The sequence below is a fragment of the Caulobacter sp. GW456-12-1-14-TSB4 genome, assembly GCF_059424195.1.
This window is the reverse complement of record NZ_JBWKZF010000023.1, coordinates 40,995-58,899: the sequence shown is the minus strand read 5'-3', so window position 1 is coordinate 58,899 and position 17,905 is coordinate 40,995. Positions and strand designations below refer to the sequence as shown.

Annotated in this window: 13 protein-coding genes and 2 pseudogenes; 6 read left to right on the top strand and 9 right to left on the bottom strand. The window is 68.1% G+C overall.

Going from position 1 to position 17,905, the window contains the following annotated elements; genetic code table 11:
* Window positions 1-14 precede the first annotated feature (14 nt).
* The 7 genes and pseudogenes from AC07YH_RS19445 to AC07YH_RS19415 all read right to left on the bottom strand — a co-directional run.
* Window positions 15-110: pseudogene (locus AC07YH_RS19445) on the bottom strand (hypothetical protein); the annotation flags it as partial.
* Between the two features lie 28 nt (window positions 111-138).
* Complete coding sequence (locus AC07YH_RS19440; protein WP_494748604.1) at window positions 139-564, bottom strand: nuclear transport factor 2 family protein; 426 nt, start codon at window positions 562-564, stop codon at window positions 139-141.
* Window positions 565-655: 91 nt separating this feature from the next.
* The gene (locus tag AC07YH_RS19435; RefSeq protein ID WP_494748603.1) at window positions 656-1,150 is read right to left on the bottom strand and encodes a nuclear transport factor 2 family protein; all 495 of its coding nucleotides are present in this window, start codon (window positions 1,148-1,150) and stop codon (window positions 656-658) included.
* A 67-nt stretch (window positions 1,151-1,217) separates the two neighbouring features.
* Complete coding sequence (locus AC07YH_RS19430) at window positions 1,218-2,033, bottom strand: SDR family oxidoreductase (protein ID WP_494748602.1); 816 nt, start codon at window positions 2,031-2,033, stop codon at window positions 1,218-1,220.
* A gap of 48 nt (window positions 2,034-2,081) precedes the next feature.
* Window positions 2,082-2,483, bottom strand: a complete 402-nt coding sequence (locus AC07YH_RS19425; RefSeq protein WP_494748601.1) for a GlcG/HbpS family heme-binding protein — start codon at window positions 2,481-2,483, stop codon at window positions 2,082-2,084.
* Window positions 2,484-2,519: 36 nt separating this feature from the next.
* Complete coding sequence (locus AC07YH_RS19420; protein ID WP_494748600.1) at window positions 2,520-3,170, bottom strand: SDR family oxidoreductase; 651 nt, start codon at window positions 3,168-3,170, stop codon at window positions 2,520-2,522.
* Window positions 3,167-3,628 carry a VOC family protein gene (locus tag AC07YH_RS19415; protein ID WP_494748599.1) on the bottom strand — a complete coding sequence of 154 codons (462 nt, stop codon included), beginning with the start codon at window positions 3,626-3,628 and terminating at the stop codon, window positions 3,167-3,169. The genes AC07YH_RS19420 and AC07YH_RS19415 overlap by 4 nt, the downstream gene beginning before the upstream one ends.
* Window positions 3,629-3,753: 125 nt before the next feature.
* Between AC07YH_RS19415 and AC07YH_RS19410 the strand changes: the two genes are divergently transcribed.
* From AC07YH_RS19410 to AC07YH_RS19400, 3 genes and pseudogenes are all read left to right on the top strand, one after another.
* Window positions 3,754-4,638: a LysR substrate-binding domain-containing protein gene (locus AC07YH_RS19410; RefSeq protein WP_494748598.1), complete on the top strand. Its 885-nt coding sequence runs from the start codon at window positions 3,754-3,756 to the stop codon at window positions 4,636-4,638.
* A 109-nt stretch (window positions 4,639-4,747) separates the two neighbouring features.
* A complete protein-coding gene (locus tag AC07YH_RS19405) occupies window positions 4,748-8,071 on the top strand; it encodes an amidohydrolase family protein (protein WP_494748597.1) in 3,324 nt (1,107 codons plus the stop codon).
* A gap of 29 nt (window positions 8,072-8,100) precedes the next feature.
* A pseudogene (locus AC07YH_RS19400) lies at window positions 8,101-8,193 on the top strand (hypothetical protein); the annotation flags it as partial.
* 19 nt (window positions 8,194-8,212) lie between these two features.
* Here AC07YH_RS19400 and AC07YH_RS19395 read toward each other — a convergent pair.
* Window positions 8,213-9,745, bottom strand: coding sequence for a carboxylesterase/lipase family protein (locus AC07YH_RS19395; protein ID WP_494748596.1), 1,533 nt, complete (start codon window positions 9,743-9,745; stop codon window positions 8,213-8,215).
* 110 nt (window positions 9,746-9,855) lie between these two features.
* Window positions 9,856-12,918 (bottom strand): TonB-dependent receptor domain-containing protein, encoded by a 3,063-nt coding sequence (locus AC07YH_RS19390; RefSeq protein WP_494748595.1) that lies wholly within the window; start codon window positions 12,916-12,918, stop codon window positions 9,856-9,858.
* 709 nt (window positions 12,919-13,627) lie between these two features.
* Between AC07YH_RS19390 and AC07YH_RS19385 the strand changes: the two genes are divergently transcribed.
* The 3 genes from AC07YH_RS19385 to AC07YH_RS19375 all read left to right on the top strand — a co-directional run bounded on the left by AC07YH_RS19385 (window position 13,628) and on the right by AC07YH_RS19375 (window position 17,822).
* The gene (locus AC07YH_RS19385; RefSeq protein WP_494748594.1) at window positions 13,628-15,928 is read left to right on the top strand and encodes a TonB-dependent receptor; all 2,301 of its coding nucleotides are present in this window, start codon (window positions 13,628-13,630) and stop codon (window positions 15,926-15,928) included.
* A gap of 145 nt (window positions 15,929-16,073) precedes the next feature.
* Entirely contained in the window at window positions 16,074-16,985 is a 912-nt protein-coding gene (locus tag AC07YH_RS19380; protein WP_494748593.1) for an AraC family transcriptional regulator, read from the top strand.
* Window positions 16,986-17,066: 81 nt separating this feature from the next.
* Entirely contained in the window at window positions 17,067-17,822 is a 756-nt protein-coding gene (locus tag AC07YH_RS19375) for an SDR family oxidoreductase (RefSeq protein ID WP_494748592.1), read from the top strand.
* Window positions 17,823-17,905: the final 83 nt, after the last annotated feature.

The following is a 17,905-nucleotide window of genomic DNA, read 5'->3' as shown; positions in this document are numbered from 1 at the left end:
TCAAGTCAGCGGGTCCGTCCTCGTCCTTCGACAAGCTCAGGATGAGGACGACTTCTCAGATCGGTTCAGTAGAAAACCTCATCCTGAGCTTGTCGAAGGACGAGGTTTTCGGCCCCTCGGCCTGAGTGTCGATTGCCCCTAGGCCGGCTTGCCCAGCAGTTCCTTGAGGCGCGGACCAGCCTTGGCGGCCATGGCCTCGCCCACTGCGGCGGCGGCGTTGGCCGGGCGGATCATCACCTCGAACTCCTTGATCTTGCCGGCGTCGTCGAAGGAGATGATGTCGATGCCCTTCAGCTTCTTGTCGCCGACGCGGGCGCTGAATTCGAGCACCACGGCGTCATGGTCGTCCGACCAGAACTCACGATTGTAGGCGAAGTCCTCGAAGACGGTGTTGACCGTGGCGATGATGTGGACCAGCGGCTCGACGCCGGGATAGGGCGAGAAAAAGGCCGGAGAGCGGAACACCACCGTCTCGGCGGCCAGCGGCCGGAGGCGATCGAACTCACGCTTCTCCAGCAGGTCATGCCAGGTTTCCAGCGCTTGCAGCGCCTGTTCGCGGGCCATGCCGCCCCTCCCTTGTTGATCCCGGCGTTCGAGCGCCGGCGGGCCGAGACTGGGAAATCCCCGGCCACGCGTCAATCTCGGCTCCGCCGCGCTACTCGGCGCGCGGCGTCACCCGCCGCCACAGGTCGTTGAACGCCAGGCTGTCGAAGAAGGCCGAAGCTTCGATGACCTTGCCGTCCTTCATCCGGAAGAACCAGGCATAGGTGTTGGCGTACGGCTGGCCGTCGCGCGCGGTTCCGGCGGCGTCGAAGAAGATCACCACCGCGTCGCCGTCGGCGTGGATCTGGCGGATCGTCGGCTTGATGCCCTGGCTCATGCGGGCGTTGAAGGGGCCGATCACCTTGGTCATGAAGGCCTCGCGGCTGGGATAGGTCCCGGCGGCGTCGGAATTGCCCACGATCGTCCAGCTGGCCTCGTCGGCCAAAAGGGCGAACGGGCCGCCCGTCCCGGCCCGCCAGGCGTCGAAGCTGGCCTGGACCGCGGCCTTGTTGCGAAGTTCGATCTGGGTGTTGGCGTCGGCCGACTGGGCCATGGCGGGGGCTCCGATGAGGACGGCGAAGGCGAGCGCGGCGAGCGTGCGATGCATGGGGATATCTCCAGGCAAGACGCCGCCGCCGGACGAGCCGGCGGCGGCCTTGGGGTTGGGCGAGACGCTAGATCTGGTTGTCCCAGGCGGCCGTCTGGTGGGCCTTGAGCATGTCCTCGATGACCTGCGGCACCACGTTGCGGAACTTGCCGGTGTCGGCCGGGACGATGTCGATCATGCGATCGATCATCTCCTCGGCGTCCATCTTGCCCTCGGGCGTGGCGAAGAAGTCGTCGAAGCCCTTCCGCAGATCGGCGCGCTTGGTGAAGTTCTTGGCGTCGTCCAGCCAGCGGAACGGATTGTCGGCCATCGTCTCGTTGTAGCCGGTGTAGTAGGCGCCCGGATTGATGGTCTGGATCTTGATCCCGTAGGCCGCCAGCTCCTGCTGCATGGCCTCGGCCACAGACTCCAGGGCGTGCTTGGTCGAGACGTAGGTCCCCCAGTTGGCCGGGGTGAACAGGCCGCCCATCGACGAGGTGAAGACCACCTTCTTGCCCTGGCTCTTGCCCTCGCGGACCCACTTCTGGACGACGCCCTGGGTCAGGGTCAGCGGCAGGAAGACGTTGACCTCGAAGTTCTTGCGCACCAGGTCGACGGGGATCTCCCAGACCGGCCCGGCCTCGCCCATGCCGGCGTTGTTCCACAGGATGTCGAAGTCCAGGCCGATGGCCTGCTGGATGTCATAGGGGTCGGTCAGGTCCAGGCGATAGACGGTGATGCGGTCGGAAAGCCCGAGGGCGGCGACCTCCTCGCGCAGGGCGGTGACCTGCGAGGAGACTTGCACCGTGGCGATGACGTCGTGGCCGTTCTTGGCCATGCCGAGGGCGGCGCCCTTGCCGAAGCCGCCGGCCGCGCCGGTGATCAGGATGGTCTTCTTGGTCATGGTCTTGGTCCTTCTGGATTTGGGTTGGGGTTCAGGGGTTTGGAAAAATCAGATCGTCAGCGCGGCGATGGCGGCGTGGGCGATTTCGGCGTCCTGGTCTGGACTGCCGCCGGACACCCCGACGGCGCCGAGCAGACGGCCCGCCGGGTCCCGCACCGGCGCGCCGCCAGGGAAGGTCATCAGGCCGCCGTTGCTGCGCTCCAGGCCGGGGGCCGGGGCGCCGGGCTTGCAGTAGTCCCAGACGGCTTCGCTGGTGATGCCGAACAGGGCCGAGGTGCGGGCCTTGCCCAGGGCGAGGTCGATGGAGCCCAGCACGGCCTCGTCCATCCGCCCGAAGGCCTGGAGGTGCGCGGCCGCGTCGAGGACGGCGATATTGACCGGGACGCCGAGGGCGGCGGCGCGGGCTTGGCCGGCGGCGATCGCCGCCTGGGCCTGGCTCAGGGTGAGCATGGCGTTTCCTTTCTCGAGGTTGAGGGTCTTGGAGGTTCAGGCGGCGGGGTAGGTCCGCTCCCAGCCGGCGGCGGGATCGTTAGCCAGGTCCCAGAAGGCGTCGGCGACACCGGCGGCTTCGACCGAGGCCGGCGCCACCAGGGTGGCGACGGTGGTCAGGCCGATCCGGACGTTCCGTTCCCGCAGGGCCGGGACCAGACCTTGGACAACGTTGCGCAGCGCGGCCTTGCCCAGGCCCAGGCTGGCCCAGTCCGCGTGAGGCGAGAGCGCCAGGCCGCCGCCGGTCACCAGGATGGTCCCGCCCCGATCCGCGAACAGGTCGGCGGCGGCGCGGATGGTGTGCAGGCCGCCGGCGATGTTGACGGCGAGGTCCGTCTCGACCTCGGCGTCGGTCATGCTGAAGAGGTCTTGGTTACGGACCTTGGCGGCGTTGTAGAGCACCGCGCTCAGCCCGCCGGTCAGGCGGTCGGCGGCGCGAAGTCCGCTGCGCACGGCCTCGGCGTCGGTGGCGTCGATCACCAGGGCGTGGGCGTCGACACCCCGGCCGACCAGCCGGGCCACCATCGGGTCCACCGTCCGGGGGCTGCGGCTGGCCAGCACCACGGTCCAGCCTTCGCGGCCGAACCGCTCGGCGGTCGCCTCGCCGATGCCGGGACCGGCGCCGACGATCAGCAGCGCGCCGCTCACGACAGCACCTCGGCCAGCTCGATCAGGTTGCCGAAGGGGTCGCAGAAGAAGGCCAGCTTGCGGCTGATGGCTTCCAGCACGAACGGCTCGGTGACGATCGTCACGCCCCGGCCGCGCAGCTTCTCGACGGTCTCGTCGACGCTGGCGACGTTCAGGCACAGATGGTGGTAGCCGGCGTATTTAAGGCTGTCGCCCAGGTCCGTGTACGGCTTGACGTCGACCGGCGTCGGTTCGCCGCCGCCCAGGACCTCGATGTAGAAGTGGTCGTCCGTGGCCGGGGCCAGATAGGCCAGCTTCTCGTCGGCGTAGTCCCATTCGGCCACGACGCGGAAGTCCAGCTTGCCGACGTAGAAGGCCTTGGCCTCGTCCAGGCTGGGCGTGCGGATCGCGACGTGATGGCCGCGCATGTCGGCGAAGATCGAGCCGGTGTTCGGGGCCGGCGGAATGAAGTCTGGCATCGCGTTTCTCCTTGTTTCGCTTGGGGCCGCGTCAGCGCCGCCCGTCTGTGAGGAGGAGAATTGCGCCGATCGATCTCGGCGATTAGATTTGAAATATTCCGATCAATGCTGAGTCATATTCAGTAATGAGAACCACCGATCTTTCCGAGCTGGCCGCCTTCGATGCAGTGGCCCGGCACAAGAGCTTCCGCCGGGCCGGCGAGGAGCGCGGGGTCACGGCCTCGGCCATCAGCCATGCCGTGACCAACCTGGAATCGCGGGTCGGCATCCGCCTGCTGAACCGCACCACCCGCAGCGTGTCGCTGACCGACGCCGGCGCCATGCTGCTGTCGCGGCTGTCGCCGGCCTTCGACGACATCGGCTCGGCGATGGACGGGCTGAACCAGTTCCGCGACACGCCCTTCGGCAAGGTGCGGATCAACGCGCCGATCTCGGTCGCCTCGTTCGTGCTGGGTCCGGCCGTGGGCCGCCTGGCCCAGGCCCATCCGCACCTGCAGCTGGAAATCATCGCCACCGACCGGCTGGTCGACATCGTCGAGGAGGGCTTCGACGCCGGCGTCCGGCTGGGCGAGAGCCTGCGCGACGGCATGACGGCGGTGCGGATCAATCCGCGCCTGCGCTTTTCCCTGGTCGGTTCGCCCGCCTATTTCGAGAGCCGGTCGGTCCCGCGCACGCCGGCGGACCTCAAGGACCATGTCTGCTTCCAGAACCTCTATCCCAGCGGCGTGCGCTACGCCTGGGAGTTCACGCGCGACGACCGCACCGTCGAGTTCCAGCCGTCCGGCCCGTTCGGCTCCGACGACCACGAGCTGTTGATCGCCGGCGCCCTGGCCGGGGCGGGCCTGGCCTATGTCTGGGAGCACCGCGCCGAAGCCCATGTGCGCGACGGCCGGCTGGTGCGCTGCCTGGAGCCCTGGTGCCAGCCCGAGGACTGGCTCTATCTCTACTATCCGACCCGAAAATACCTCTCGGCGGGCCTGCGGGCGGTGATCGAGCTGCTGCGCGCCTAGGCTCCGTCCCGCCTACGCAAAATCCTTCCAACCTCCACCGTGACTCCGGCCGACTTCCCTCATAGGGTCCCGTTCCGCGCTCGCGGATTGCGCTTGAGGGGTATTGGGAATGGATCGTCGGCTGACGGCGCTGGCCGCCTTGTTGTTGATGTCGGGCTCGGCTCTGGCGCAGACCGCGCCGCCCGCGGCGGGCGCCGCCCCGGCCGCGGATGCGGCCAAAACTGACAAGCCCGCGAAGTGGGACGTCAACGCCCCGCCCGGCGTGACCACCCGCGAGGTCAAGATCGCCGTCGACAACGGCACCTGGATGAACGTCGACGTCTCGCGCGACGGCAAGACCATCGCCTTCGACCTGCTGGGCGACATCTACACCATGCCGATCGCCGGCGGGACGCCGACGCGGATCGCCGAGGGCCTGGCCTATGACCACCAGCCGCGCTTCTCGCCGGACGGCAAGCGCATCGCCTTCACCTCGGACCGGGGCGGCGGCGACAACATCTGGGTGATGAACCTGGACGGCAGCGACAAGCGTCAGGTGACCAAGGAGGACTTCCGCCTCCTGAACCAGCCCAGCTGGAGCCCGGACGGCCGCTACATCGTGGCCAAGAAGCACTTCACCACCGGCCGCTCGCTGGGCACCGGCGAGGTGTGGATCTACCACGTCTCGGGTGGCGGCGGCGTGCCGCTGGTCAAGCGCCCCAACGAGCAGCTGCAGAAGGAGCTGGGCGAGCCGATCTACGCCGCCGACGGCAAGAGCATCTTCTACGTCCGCAACGTCACCCCGGGTCCGATCTTCGAATACGCCCAGGACTCCAACACCGACCTGTTCGACATCGAGCGCTATGAGCTGGAGACCGGCGAGGTGACCACCGCCGTCTCGGGCGTCGGCGGCTCGGTGCGCCCGACCCCGTCGCCGGACGGCAAGAAGATCGCCTTCGTCCGCCGCGAGCGCGCCAAGTCCAAGCTGTATGTGAAGGACCTGGCCTCGGGCGAGGAGAAGAAGATCTATGACGCCCTGGACCAGGACGTGCAGGAGACCTGGGCGGTCACCGGCGTCTATCCGAACATGGCCTGGACGCCGGATGGCTCGACCGTGGTGTTCTGGGCCGGCGGCAAGATCCGCCGCGTGAACGTGGCCGATGGCGCGAGCAGCGTCATCCCGTTCAAGGTCGACGACACCCGCGTGGTCATCGACGCCACCCACCCGCAGATCGAGGTCGCGCCGGACAAGTTCCAGACCAAGATGCCGCGCTGGGCCAATGTCTCGCCGGACGGCAAGACCGTGGTGTTCGAGACCCTGGGCAAGCTGTGGGTCAAGCCGACGGCCGGCGGGACCGCGCGTCGCCTCGTGACCAACGACGAGGCCGAGTTCGAGCTCTATCCGGCCTGGTCGCGCGACGGCAAGACCATCGTCTTCGTCGGCTGGACCGATGCGGGCCTGGGCCACATCCGCACCGTCTCGGCGGCCGGCGGCGCGGCCAAGGACGTGATGAGCCAGCCGGGGCACTTCGGCTTCCCGCAGTTCTCGCCCGACGGCAAGACCATCGTGTTCGAGCAGCGCCGCAGCGGCGGCCTGACCTCCGGGCGCTGGTCGCAGAACCCGGGCGTCTACCGCGTCGCCGCCTCGGGCGGCACGCCGGTCCGCATCTCGCGTGAAGGTTCGGAGCCGCAGTTCGGCGCCAGCAACGACCGCGTCTTCATGCTGATGTCCGAGAAGGGCAAGCGCCAGCTGGTCAGCACCAATCTCGACGGCGAGGCCAAGCACGTCCACGCCAGCGGCGAGCTGGTCAACGACTACCAGGTCGCGCCGGACGGTGCGAACGTGGCCTTCCGCCAGAACTACGAAGCCTTCGTCATGCCGCTGCTGCCCGGCACGCAGGACGTCTCGGTCGACCAGAAGGGCGGCGCCCTGCCCGTCACCCGGGTCAGCGCCGAGGGCGCCGAGTTCATCAACTGGTCGAACGGCGGCGCGCAGATCCACTGGAGCATGGGCCCGACCCTGTTCACGGCCAATACCGAGGCGCTGTACGCCAACGCCCCGGCCGCCGCTGACGCCCCCAAGGACGCCGGCAAGTTCAAGCCGATCTCCACGGGCCTGTCGCTGTCGATGGAAGTCACGGCCGACAAGCCGACCGGTGTCGTCGCCCTGACCGGCGCGCGCATCGTGACCATGGCCGACAAGAGCGGCGGCGTCATCGAGGACGGCGTCATCGTCATCAATGGCGACCGCATCGTCTCGGTCGGTCCCAAGGCCAGCGCGGCGATCCCCGCCAACGCCAAGGTCATCGACGTGGCCGGCAAGACCATCATCCCGGGCCTCGTGGACGCCCACGCCCACGGCCAGCAGGGCGAGGACGACCTGGTCCCGCAGCAGAACTGGTCGTCGATGGTCAACCTGGCCATGGGCACGACCACGATCCACGATCCGTCGGCCCGCGCCGCCGAGATCTTCGTGGCCGGCGAGATGCAGCGGGCCGGCAAGATCCTGGCCCCGCGCACCTTCTCGACGGGCGAGATCATCTACGGGGCCAAGTCGCCGGAGGTCTATGCCGAGATCAACAGCCTGGACGACGCCCTGGCCCACGTCCGCCGTCTGAAGTCGCAGGGCGCCCACAGCGTCAAGAACTACAACCAGCCCCGCCGCGAGCAGCGCCAGATGGTGGTGATCGCCGCCCAGAAGGAGGGGATGGAGGTCGTGCCGGAGGGCGGCTCGCTCTACAGCATGGACATCAGCCTGGTGCAGGACGGCAATTCGACGCTGGAGCACAACCTGCCGGTCGAGCACTTCTACGACGACGTCGTGAGCCTGTGGTCGCAGACCAAGACCAACTACACCCCGACCTTGGTGGTGGCCTACGGGGGCCTCGCCGGCGATCCCTACTGGCGCCAGCACATGGACGTCTGGAAGCACCCGCTGCTGTCCAAGCACGCCCCGCCGGCCCTGCTCGCGGCGCGCAACGTCCGCCGCGCCTCGGCGCCGGAAGAGGACTATGTCGACGGCCAGACCGCCCGCGAGGCCAAGAAGCTGGCCGATCGCGGCGTGCAGGTGTCGATCGGCGCCCACGGCCAGCAGGCGGGTCTCGGCCCCCACTGGGAGCTGTGGTCGTTCGTGCGCGGCGGCTGGACCCCGGTCGAGGCCCTGGCGGCCGGCACGATCAACTCGGCGCGTTCGCTGGGCTACGCCAAGGACGTCGGCTCGCTCGAAGCCGGCAAGCTGGCCGACCTGCTGGTGCTGGACGCCGACCCGACGGTCGACATCCGCAACAGCGACAAGATCAACCGCGTGATGCTGGGCGGGCGGATGTACGACCCGACCACGCTGAACGAGGTCGGCACCGGCAAGCGCGTGCGTCAGCCGTACTGGTGGGAACGCTCGGGCGAAGCCTTCAGCGGCGCTCAGCCGGCGGAAGCCGATAGCGAGGACGTGGGGTAAACTCCCTCTCCCATAGGGAGAGGGTTGGGGTGAGGGGTTACGGAGTTCGACAGGGCGCCGGCACGCCGTCAGACCTCGTAACCTCTCACCCTCCCACCGCTTCGCGGCGGGCCCCTCCCTCTCTCTAAGAGAGAGAGGGATTCAGCCTCGCTCCATGATCCACGACTGCGCCGACCACAGGTCGCAGCGGTGCTCGAGCTCGAAGGCTCGCGCCGATCGCACCGCGTCACGCCCCGGCCGCAGCGCCATCAGCGCCCCGTCCTTCGCCGCCATCCGGGGCCAGCCGCCCCCCGGATCGCCCGTGCGGACGAACCGGCTCCAGTAGGCGATCATCCGGTCCGACAGGGTCCGCTGCTCAGGCTGGAGCCGCGCGGTGCGGCTGGCGAACCCGCCGCCGGGCCAGAGATAGGTCAGCTCGGCGCTGTGGGCCGCGCCGAAGCGGAAGCCGTCACCCCGCAGGTCGAACGGCGGGTCGGGGTCCTCGAACTGGTAGTAGTAAACGGTCGCCCGGCTAGACATCGCTTCCGCCAAAGCCAGGCTGGTGCAGCCGCCGAAGCCGCGCATGCCGCTGTCGGTGAGCACAGCGCTGACCGCATAGGCCGCCTCAAGGCCCGGTGCGCTCACCGGGTAGGCGGCTTCGATCCGCTGGGCGAAGGCCTCGGGGACCAGGCGGCGCAGCCAGGCGCGATAGGCGGCCGCGTCGAACCCCAGATAGGCCGGCCCGCCGATCCGGCCCTCCTCGCGATTGGCGCCCAGCAGCACGGGGACCGCGTTCCAGTCGCCGTGCTGGATGCGGTCGAAGGTCGTGGCGTCCACCCCGCCCGGGCCGCCGACATGCGGCGCGGAGAAGCCGCCGATATCGACCAGTTTCCCGGCCGGCAGGGCCCGCAGGCAGGCCGCGTCGGCGCAGTCCGCGCGCTGGGCCAGCGCCACGCCCCGCGCCTGGCTGGCCGCCCACAGGTCGACGTCGTGCAGGCAGTCGTCGCTGGAGATGATCGCCGCCCGGAACAGCGGCCGCGCGCTCGCCGAGGTCAGCAGCGGGCACAGCAGCGTGCCGCCGGCCGACTCCCCGCCCAGGGTGACCTTGGCCGGATCGCCGCCGAACGCTTCGATGTTGCGGGCCGTCCAGCGCAGGGCCGCCTCGACATCCTGCAGGGCGTAGTTGCCCGCCCGCCCCTCGCGGTCGGCCAGGGCCGGATGGTTCAGGAAGCCCAGCGCGCCCAGCCGGTAGTTGACGGTGAGGACGACGATGTCGCCCTGCCGCGCCAAGGCCGAGCCGTCGTGATCGATGCCCGCGCCGTTCGTCGCGCCGCCGCCGTGCACATAAACCAGCACCGCGCGCGGCGAACGGTTGGGCGTGGTCGGCCGATAGACGTTGAGGGTCAGGCAGTCCTCGACCTCGGACCGGGGCGCATCGCCGATCGGGGTCTGCGGACAGCGCGCGCCGGCGACGCTGGCGTCCCGCTCGCCGCTCCAGGCCGCGGGCGGGGACGGCGCGGCCCAGCGCAGCGGTCCCACGGGCGGCGCGGCGTAGGGCACGCCCAGGAACTGCTCGACGCCCTGGCGCACCGCGCCGCGCAACGCTCCGGTCTCGATCCGGGCGGTCGGCTCGGCATGAGCGCGAACGCCGCTGAGCAACGTGGCCAGCAGGATCAGGAACGGGATCAAGCGCATGTGACGCCCTCACAAGAAAAGAAGCCGCGTCCGGCAGGGGAGCTAAACGAACAACACCGGACGCGCCCCGGCCCTGACTGAACGCCAAGGCCGGGGAAGTCGATCGAGGATCAGAACGACTTGCTGATGCTGCCGTACAGGAACCGGCCGTACGGATTGTAGAGGCCGCCGTTGAAGCCGCCGGCCGACAGCGGCGGCAGGCGGTCGAACAGGTTGCGGGCCCCCAGGCGCAGCTTAGTGTTGTCGGTCCAGCCGTCGCCCTTCAGCTCGTACTGCACATAGCCGTTCCACAGCACCTGGCTCTTGGTGCGCCAGGGCGTGCCGTCCGAGGCCAGGAAGCCGGGGTCCTCGACATAACCGGTGAAGGTCTGCGACACGCCGACCTGCCAGTCGCCGCCCTTCCAGGTCAGGTTGGCCGACTGCTTCCAGCGCGGTTTGCCGTTGACGCGGATCTGGTTGCCCGGGTCCGACAGCGGCGTGGCGGCGTTGATGATCCCGGCGGCGCGGGCGACGAACAGGTCATCGACCCCCACCAGCGGCGAGCGCTGATAGCGGTCCATCAGCGACACCGTGAAATTGGCGTCGAAGCGGCCGAAGCGCTCGGTGCGCTTGCGCCAGGTCCCCGACAGATCCCACCCGCTCAGCTTCTGGGGCTGCAGGTTCTGGAAGGTGTCGCGCACGTCGGTAATGTTGCCCACCGCCGCCAGACCGGTGCCGGCGAAGGCCGCCACGTCGTCGGCGTTCGGGGCGGCGCGGACGATGCCAGGGATGCCCGAGCCTCCGGTGACGCGCGACAGATAGTCGGCGGCGACCACGTTGCCGGCCCCCAGCACGCCGACGATGCCTTCCTGGTTCAGCCGCCAGCGGTCCAGGGTGAAGGTGAACTGGCCCAGGGCTTCGGGGATGAAGGTCGGCATGAAGACCACGCCGACATTGGTCGAGGTGCTGGTCTCGGGACCCAGGTCCGGATTGCCCGAGATGAAGTAGCGGGCGGTCAGGCCGCGCGAGCAGGCGTTGAAGTTGGTTAGACGGCCCGCACGGATGTCGGCGTCGCACTTGTAGTAGTCGGTCACGCCCACGGCGCGGCCATAGGTGTAGTTGGCGGTCGTCTCCAGGTTCGGGGCCTTGAAGCCCTCTTGGTACGAGGCGCGGATACGGACGCTGGGAATGACGTCCCAAGCCATGGCGATCTTGGGCTTCGCGACCGAGCCGAAGTCGCTATAGTGCTCGTAGCGGCCGGCGACCTGGAAGTTCAGGGCGCGGACCAGGGGGATGTTCATCTCCGGCGAGACCAGCGGCACGGCGAACTCGGCGAAGGCCGAGAACACGTCGCGCGATCCGTGGCTGGAGGGCGTGACATTGACGCCGGTGGCGCTGGACGGCTGGGTCAGGCCGGTGACCGCGTCGAAGAACGGCAGGTCGCCGTTGACGTGCGGATCGCGATTGTCGCGCTGGGTCTCGTGGCGGGCCTCGACGCCGGCGGCCATGCCCAGGCTGTTGCCGCCCCACAGGTTCAGCACGTCCTTGTTGGAGACCTTGAAGTCGGCCAGCAGTAGGCCCGTCTTCGACCTGCGGGTCAGGCGGATCTTGGTGGCGTCGATGGCCGCCTTGGAGCTGGGCGTGCAATCGCCGCCGCCCGCGCCGTCCAGGCAGCTGCCGTTGAACGGGTTGTAGGCGTCGGGGGTCGACAGGGCGAGCTGTTTGTAGAGGGCGTTGCTGTCGACGCCGTCCGACACGTCCTTGGCCGTGGCGTACGAGTAGAGCAGCCCGCTATCCCAGTCCCAGCCGAACTTCTCGCCCTTCAGGCCGGCAAGGTAGCGCCACTGGTAGTTTGCGTTGTCGATATTGTCGGGGCCGTAGTCGTTGAAGCGGTAGTTGTTGAACGTCAGGGCCAGGCCCGAGGCCGGCACGTTGGTCAGGCCCGGCAGGCGGTTGGGATTGACCTGGCCGTTGGCGAAGGTCACCGGGCCGAACGGGTTGTAGTAGTTGCTCGCCGGCACGCCCACCGGCACCAGGCTGGTCGGCTGGGTCGTCAGCGAGTGGGCGGTGGCGTGATACAGCCCGAACTCGCCATAGGCCGTCAGGGTGTCGCTGATGTCGTAGTGGGCCGCCGCATAGACGTTCTGCCGGTGGATCGACGGCGAGATGGTCGTGTAGTTGTTGGCTGGCGCATTGTACTTGAGGATGTTGCCCGCGCCGGTGTTGCCCTGGGCGTTGCCGCCGGTGCCCAGGCACAGGCCATTGCCCAGCTGGGTGGCGCAGCCGGCGATGGTGTTGGGCTGGATGTGGAAGGCCCCGGCCGCCGTGGTGATGGCCGTCGTCCCCTGACGGATCGCCGTCGAGACCCCGACCAGGCTGCCATTGATCCACGAGCTCTGGTTGCCGCGCCCGTCGGCCGTGGCGCTGCCGGCCCACTTGGTGTCGGCGAACAGCGAGCGCAGGTCCTGATTGGCCGTGAACGGCATGTCGCCCGGATACTGCTTGGTGCGGTCCACCAGGCTCAGCGACATCGAGATGTTGCCCTTGCCGCCGGCGAAGTCATGGCCGGCGAAGACGTTGGTGCTGGTCTCCTTGCGATGCGTGCCCTCGGCCGCGCCGTACTGGGAAGAAACCGTCAGGCCGGTGAAGTTGGACTTCATGACGGTGTTGATGACCCCGGCCACCGCGTCCGAGCCGTAGATGGCGCCGGCGCCGTCGAATAGCACCTCCAGGCGCTCCAGGCCCGAGGCCGGGATCGAGCTGGAGTTGAAGCTGATCAGCGGCACGGTGTTGTTGCCGTTGCTGGTGGGGTGGGCCACCAGGCGGCGGCCGTTCAGCAGCACCAGGGTGTCGCCGATGCCGGCGTTGCGCAGGTCGATCGAGCTGATGTCGCCGCGGGCGGTGTTGCTGGTCTGGGCCTGGTTGGTTGGGTTGAAGAACACATCGCCCACCTGCGGGATCTGCCGCATCAGGTCATCGCCCGACACCGCGCCGGTGGCCTGGATCTGGTCCGAGGTGACGACCTGCACCGGCAGGGCCTCGGTGGTCTTGGCGCCCTTGATCTGCGAGCCGACGACGACGACCTCCTCGACCTTAGTCGCCTCCGACGCCGTCTGGCCGTATGCGCTGGAGCCCGCCAGCAGGACCGTGGCGGCCACGCCGTGGATCAGGACGCGCTTGTAGTGCCTGTTCATGGTTGTTCCCCTTCCTAGGTTTTCGGCCCTTGAGACCGTGGTCTTGGCGCGCGAACTCACGCGGAGCCGCGCGCAGCTTCCGTCCGGCGCGAGGCGCCGAGCGTTCTGATGTCGAGGGTCGCGCGGGCCTCCCGGCGCCGCGACGAGGCGTCCCCCTAGGACGCGATGTCTGGCGGTATCGTCTTCACACTGATGGATGGCATGTGTTGCCCCTGTTCCTGCCGGTCCTCTCGGACCGCGCTCCCTGCCGCGCTCGTGATCAGCGCCTGGGAAGAACCATGTTCGGTCATGGGAAATGCCGCAACGGGCAATGCAAAAACTTTAAGCCAATGATCTTGTTGGCATAATCGGATTGTTGCAAAATTTGTCTCAAGACATCGGTCGGCGTTTCCGCGCGGATTTCCGCCAGTTTGTGCGGAACGCCGCACAAGTTGGGAGCGCTTCCGGACAACGTTGTCAGGCGGCCGGCGCGAAGTAACCGGTGTCTATCCCTGGCGCTTTTTTGAGCGAGCAGCGGTTCGCGAGCAGATCAGGACGCCCTGACCAATGGCGCCAAAGCAACACTCGCTAAAAGTAAGTAATCTTTCACTGAACTGACATCGATTTCCCTCTATAGCGCGGAAGCGCTCGGGCGCGGGGAGCTTGCTCCCTCGCCGCCGGCGCGTCCTAGACGGCCACAAAGGCCGCGAACCAGGGGTCTCTCAACACCATGCGCACTACCCACACCAACAAGCTCGCCCTGCTCCTGGGCGCGGCCGCCGCGACCCTGATCGCCGGCGCCGCCCACGCCCAGCAGGTCGCCGCCAACGACGCCCCGTCGACGGCGCTGGACGAAGTCGTCGTCACCGCCGAGCGCCGCTCGGAAAACCTGCAGAAGGTGCCGCTGTCGGTGGCCGCCGTCGCCGGCGACCAGCTGCGCGCCATCACCGCCGACGGCAGCGACATCCTCGCCCTGTCGGGCAAGGTCCCCAGCTTCTACGCCGAGACCACCACGGGCCGGATCTTCCCGCGCTTCTACATCCGTGGCCTGGGCAACATCGACTTCTACCTCGGCGCCTCGCAGCCGGTGTCGATCATCCATGACGACGTGATCATGGAACACGTGGTCCTGAAGTCGAACCCGCTGTTCGACATCGGCCAGGTGGAAGTGCTGCGCGGCCCGCAAGGCTCGCTGTTCGGCCGCAACACCACCGCCGGCATCGTCAAGTTCGACACCATCAAGCCGAGCGAGGACTTCAACGCCCGCTTCTCGGCCTCGTACGGCACCTACGGCACGACCACCTTCGACGGCGGCGTCGGCGGCCCGATCGCGCCCGGCCTGATGTTCCGCGCCGCCGTGCTGTACCAGCACCGCGACGACTATGTGGACAACACCTTCGCCGGCGTCAGCGCCGACGGCACCAAGACCCCGCAGAAGAACGCCATGGGCGGCTTCAGCGAAAAGGACGCCCGCATCCAGGTGCTGGCCAAGCCGAACGACAAGCTGTCGGTCCTGGTCTCGGCCCACGCCCGTGAATATGCCGGCACCTCGACCCTGTTCCTGCGTCAGGCCCTGACCAAGGGCTCGAACAAGAGCAGCGCGCCGCGTGACCAGGTCGCCTTCGACGAAGCCAACAACAACCCGCAGGCCTACGACACCCAAGGCATCTCGGCCCACGTCGACTACGATTTCGGCCCGGTGACCCTGACCTCGATCAGCGCCTACGAGCACACCTCGGGCTACAGCCGTGGCGACACCGACGGCGGCGCGGCGGCCAACTTCCCGGTCGGCGGCGTGCCGAACGGCTTTGGCCAGTCGCAAGGCCGCGTCCACGACCTGGACCAGCTGACCCAGGAAATCCGCCTGGCCAGCAACGGCGAAGGCAAGCTGAAGTGGCAGGTCGGCGGCCTGTACTTCGACTCGCGCGACAACACCGAATTCGCCCAGCGCGGCGTGTTCCTGCTGCCGACCTCGGCCGGCTACAACCCCAACAACTACGTGCTGCTGAACAACCTGAACACCTCGTGGGCGGTGTTCGGCCAGGTCAGCTACCAGCTGACCGACGCCCTGACGATCACGGGCGGCCTGCGCGACACCTACGACGCCAAGAAGACCGTCCTGGTGAAGACCTCGAACAACGCCGCCAACGTCTCGACCTATACCGGCCGCCGCTATGTCCGCCTGGCGGACGAGCAGGTCAGCTGGGACCTGTCGGCCAACTACCAGGTCAATCAGGACGTCAGCGTCTACGCCCGCGCGGCCAAGGGCTTCCGCGGCCCGACCATCCAGGGCCGTTCGGCGGTGTTCAACGCCGACTTCACCACGGCGGACTCGGAAACGATCCAGTCGTACGAAGTCGGTTTCAAGAGCTTCCTGCTCGAGAACACCCTGCGCTTCAACGCCTCGGCCTTCACCTATGATGTCAAGAACATCCAGCTGAACGGCAACGACAGCAACGGCAACGGCGTGCTGTTCAACGCCGACAAGGCCCAGGCCTACGGCGTGGAAGCCGACCTCGAGTGGCGTCCGGTCCGCAACCTGCTGCTGACGGCCGGCGCCAGCTACCTGCACAGCGAGATCAAGGACAAGCGCGTCTACGCGCAGGTCTGCGCCCTCAACGGCATCGTGGTCTGCACCGTCGAAAACCCGACGATCAAGGTGGGCGCCAACACCTTCGCCCAGATCGACGGCCAGCCGCTGCCGAACGCTCCGAAGTACAACCTGAACTTCACGGGCCGCTATGACATCCCGGTCGGCGAAGCCGGTCGCGTGTTCGTTTCGACCGACTGGAACGTCCAGGGCTACACGAACTTCGTGCTCTACAAGACCAAGGAGTTCTACTCGAAGGGTTCCTTCGAGGGTGGCCTGAAGCTGGGCTACGAGAACCTCGACAAGGGCTACGAGATCGCCCTGTTCGGCCGCAACATCACGAACGAGAAGAACCTCAAGGGCGTGATCGAGAACTACATGGCCGCCGTCTACAACGAGCCCCGCATCGTCGGCGTCTCGCTGAGCGCCAAGCTGAAGTAAGCGGAAACCGTTTCCTCCCCGTCCGGCCGACTATCCCCGGCCGGACCCTTTCTCACCCCGGAGCGCAAGCTCCGGGGTTTCTTTTTGCCAAAAGGTCCGGATCATCCGTAATCTCAGACAGGTTCTGAATTATGGATCGTCCAGCATGGATCCGCTCAGCGACATCATCGCCCTGCTCCGCCCCAGCGCGGCCATGTCCAAGCCGATCAGCGGCAAGGGCCGCTGGGGCGTGCGCTACGCCGCGCACAAGGCGCCGGGCTTCACGATCATCCTGAAGGGCGTCTGCTGGATCGCCTTCGACGGCGGCCCGCCCGTGCGGCTGAGCCAGGGCGACTTCGTCCTGCTGCCGTCCGCGCCGGCCTTCACGCTCTCCAGCCATCCCTATGAGCCCAGCGTCCCGCGCGAGCCGACCGACGCGCCCGTGCGCCATGGCGACCCGGACGGCGATCCCGACTTCGTCTCGCTGGGCGGGGCCTTCCGCATCGAGCCGGTCAACGCGCCCCTGCTGCTGGCCCTGCTGCCCGACATCATCCGCATCCCCGCCTCTGAGGGCCGCAGCGACCGGCTGACGCGGGTGATCGCGCTGATCATGGAGGAGTGCGCCAGCGACGATCCCGGCAAGGACATGATCCTGCAGCGCCTGCTGGAAGTGCTGCTGGTCGAGGCCCTGCGCCGCGATAGCCTCGCCGAGGATGCCGCGCGGGCCGGCCTGCTGAACGGCCTGCGCGATCCGGCCCTGGCGCGGGTGCTGCGCGCCGTGCACGCCGACGTGCGGGCCGGATGGACGGTCGCCAGCCTGGCGCGGATCGCCGGCCAGTCCCGCTCGGCCTTCGCCGCGCGCTTCGCCGAGGTGCTGGGCTGCGGGCCGATCGAATATCTGTCCCGCTGGCGGATGGCCCTGGCCAAGGACGCCCTGATCGGCGGCGACAAGACCCTGGACCGCATCGCCGAAGACATCGGCTACGAGTCCGCCAGCGCCTTCAGCACCGCCTTCCGCAAGCGCCAGGGCTGCTCGCCGGGCCGGTTCGCGCGCGAACCGCTGACTTTGGACAGTTGAGCAATAATTCCAGACTTCCGATTATGTAACGTCCGATCCGATCGCCGTATGCCGTGACCATCCCAACCCCACGGAGATCCCATGCAAACGATCCTGATCACCGGCGCATCCTCGGGCTACGGCCTGGAGACCGCTCGCCGCTTCCTGGCCGAAGGCTGGAGCGTCATCGCCACCATGCGCACGCCCAACCCCGAGGTCCTGCCGCCCTCGGAGCTTTTGCGTATCCTACCGCTGGACGTCACCGATGACGCCAGCATCGCCGCCTGCCTCGCGGCCGCCGGGCCGATCGACGCCCTCGTGAACAACGCCGGCATCGGCGTGATGGGCGCGTTCGAGGCCACGCCGATGGCCCATATCCGCAAGGTGTTCGACACCAACACCTTCGGCGTCATGGCCATGTGCCAGGCGGTGATCCCGCGGATGCGCCAGCGTCGCGCGGGGGCGATCGTCAACGTCACCTCCAGCGTCACCCTGGCGCCCTATCCTCTGGCCGCGCCCTACAAGGCCAGCAAGCAGGCGATCACCGGCTTCTCGCAGTCGCTGGCCCGGGAGCTGGCCTATTTCGACATCCGCCTGAAGATCGTCGAGCCCGGCTACGGCCCGACCACCCGCTTCACCCAGAACACGGCGATCAGCCCGATGGACCTGATCCCCGAGGCCTATCAGGGCTTCGCCGCGCCGATCTTCGCCAAGTTCGGCCAGCCGCAGCTGACCACCCAAGAAAGCGACGTCGCCCAGGCGGTGTGGGCGGCGGTCAACGACACCAGCGGCCAGCTGCATTTCCCGGCCGGCGCGGACGCGCTGCACCTGGCCAACGGCGGCGGCCTGGACGACTGACGAGCGCGGGCCGGTCCTCCGGGATCGGCCCATTTTTTCGCGGCGGGTTTGCAATTCCCGCCGCAAGGTCTATATGTGACGGG

What these genes read in the sequence shown, in the direction of transcription:
- AC07YH_RS19410 (WP_494748598.1), top strand. Translation starts at nt 3,754, where the DNA reads ATGAGAACCACCGATCTTTCCGAGCTGGCCGCCTTCGATGCAGTGGCC.
- AC07YH_RS19405 (WP_494748597.1), top strand. Translation starts at nt 4,748, where the DNA reads ATGGATCGTCGGCTGACGGCGCTGGCCGCCTTGTTGTTGATGTCGGGC.
- AC07YH_RS19440 (WP_494748604.1), bottom strand. Translation starts at nt 564, where the DNA reads ATGGCCCGCGAACAGGCGCTGCAAGCGCTGGAAACCTGGCATGACCTG.
- AC07YH_RS19385 (WP_494748594.1), top strand. Translation starts at nt 13,628, where the DNA reads ATGCGCACTACCCACACCAACAAGCTCGCCCTGCTCCTGGGCGCGGCC.
- AC07YH_RS19380 (WP_494748593.1), top strand. Translation starts at nt 16,074, where the DNA reads ATGGATCCGCTCAGCGACATCATCGCCCTGCTCCGCCCCAGCGCGGCC.
- AC07YH_RS19375 (WP_494748592.1), top strand. Translation starts at nt 17,067, where the DNA reads ATGCAAACGATCCTGATCACCGGCGCATCCTCGGGCTACGGCCTGGAG.
- AC07YH_RS19430 (WP_494748602.1), bottom strand. Translation starts at nt 2,033, where the DNA reads ATGACCAAGAAGACCATCCTGATCACCGGCGCGGCCGGCGGCTTCGGC.
- AC07YH_RS19395 (WP_494748596.1), bottom strand. Translation starts at nt 9,745, where the DNA reads ATGCGCTTGATCCCGTTCCTGATCCTGCTGGCCACGTTGCTCAGCGGC.
- AC07YH_RS19415 (WP_494748599.1), bottom strand. Translation starts at nt 3,628, where the DNA reads ATGCCAGACTTCATTCCGCCGGCCCCGAACACCGGCTCGATCTTCGCC.
- AC07YH_RS19425 (WP_494748601.1), bottom strand. Translation starts at nt 2,483, where the DNA reads ATGCTCACCCTGAGCCAGGCCCAGGCGGCGATCGCCGCCGGCCAAGCC.
- AC07YH_RS19435 (WP_494748603.1), bottom strand. Translation starts at nt 1,150, where the DNA reads ATGCATCGCACGCTCGCCGCGCTCGCCTTCGCCGTCCTCATCGGAGCC.
- AC07YH_RS19390 (WP_494748595.1), bottom strand. Translation starts at nt 12,918, where the DNA reads ATGAACAGGCACTACAAGCGCGTCCTGATCCACGGCGTGGCCGCCACG.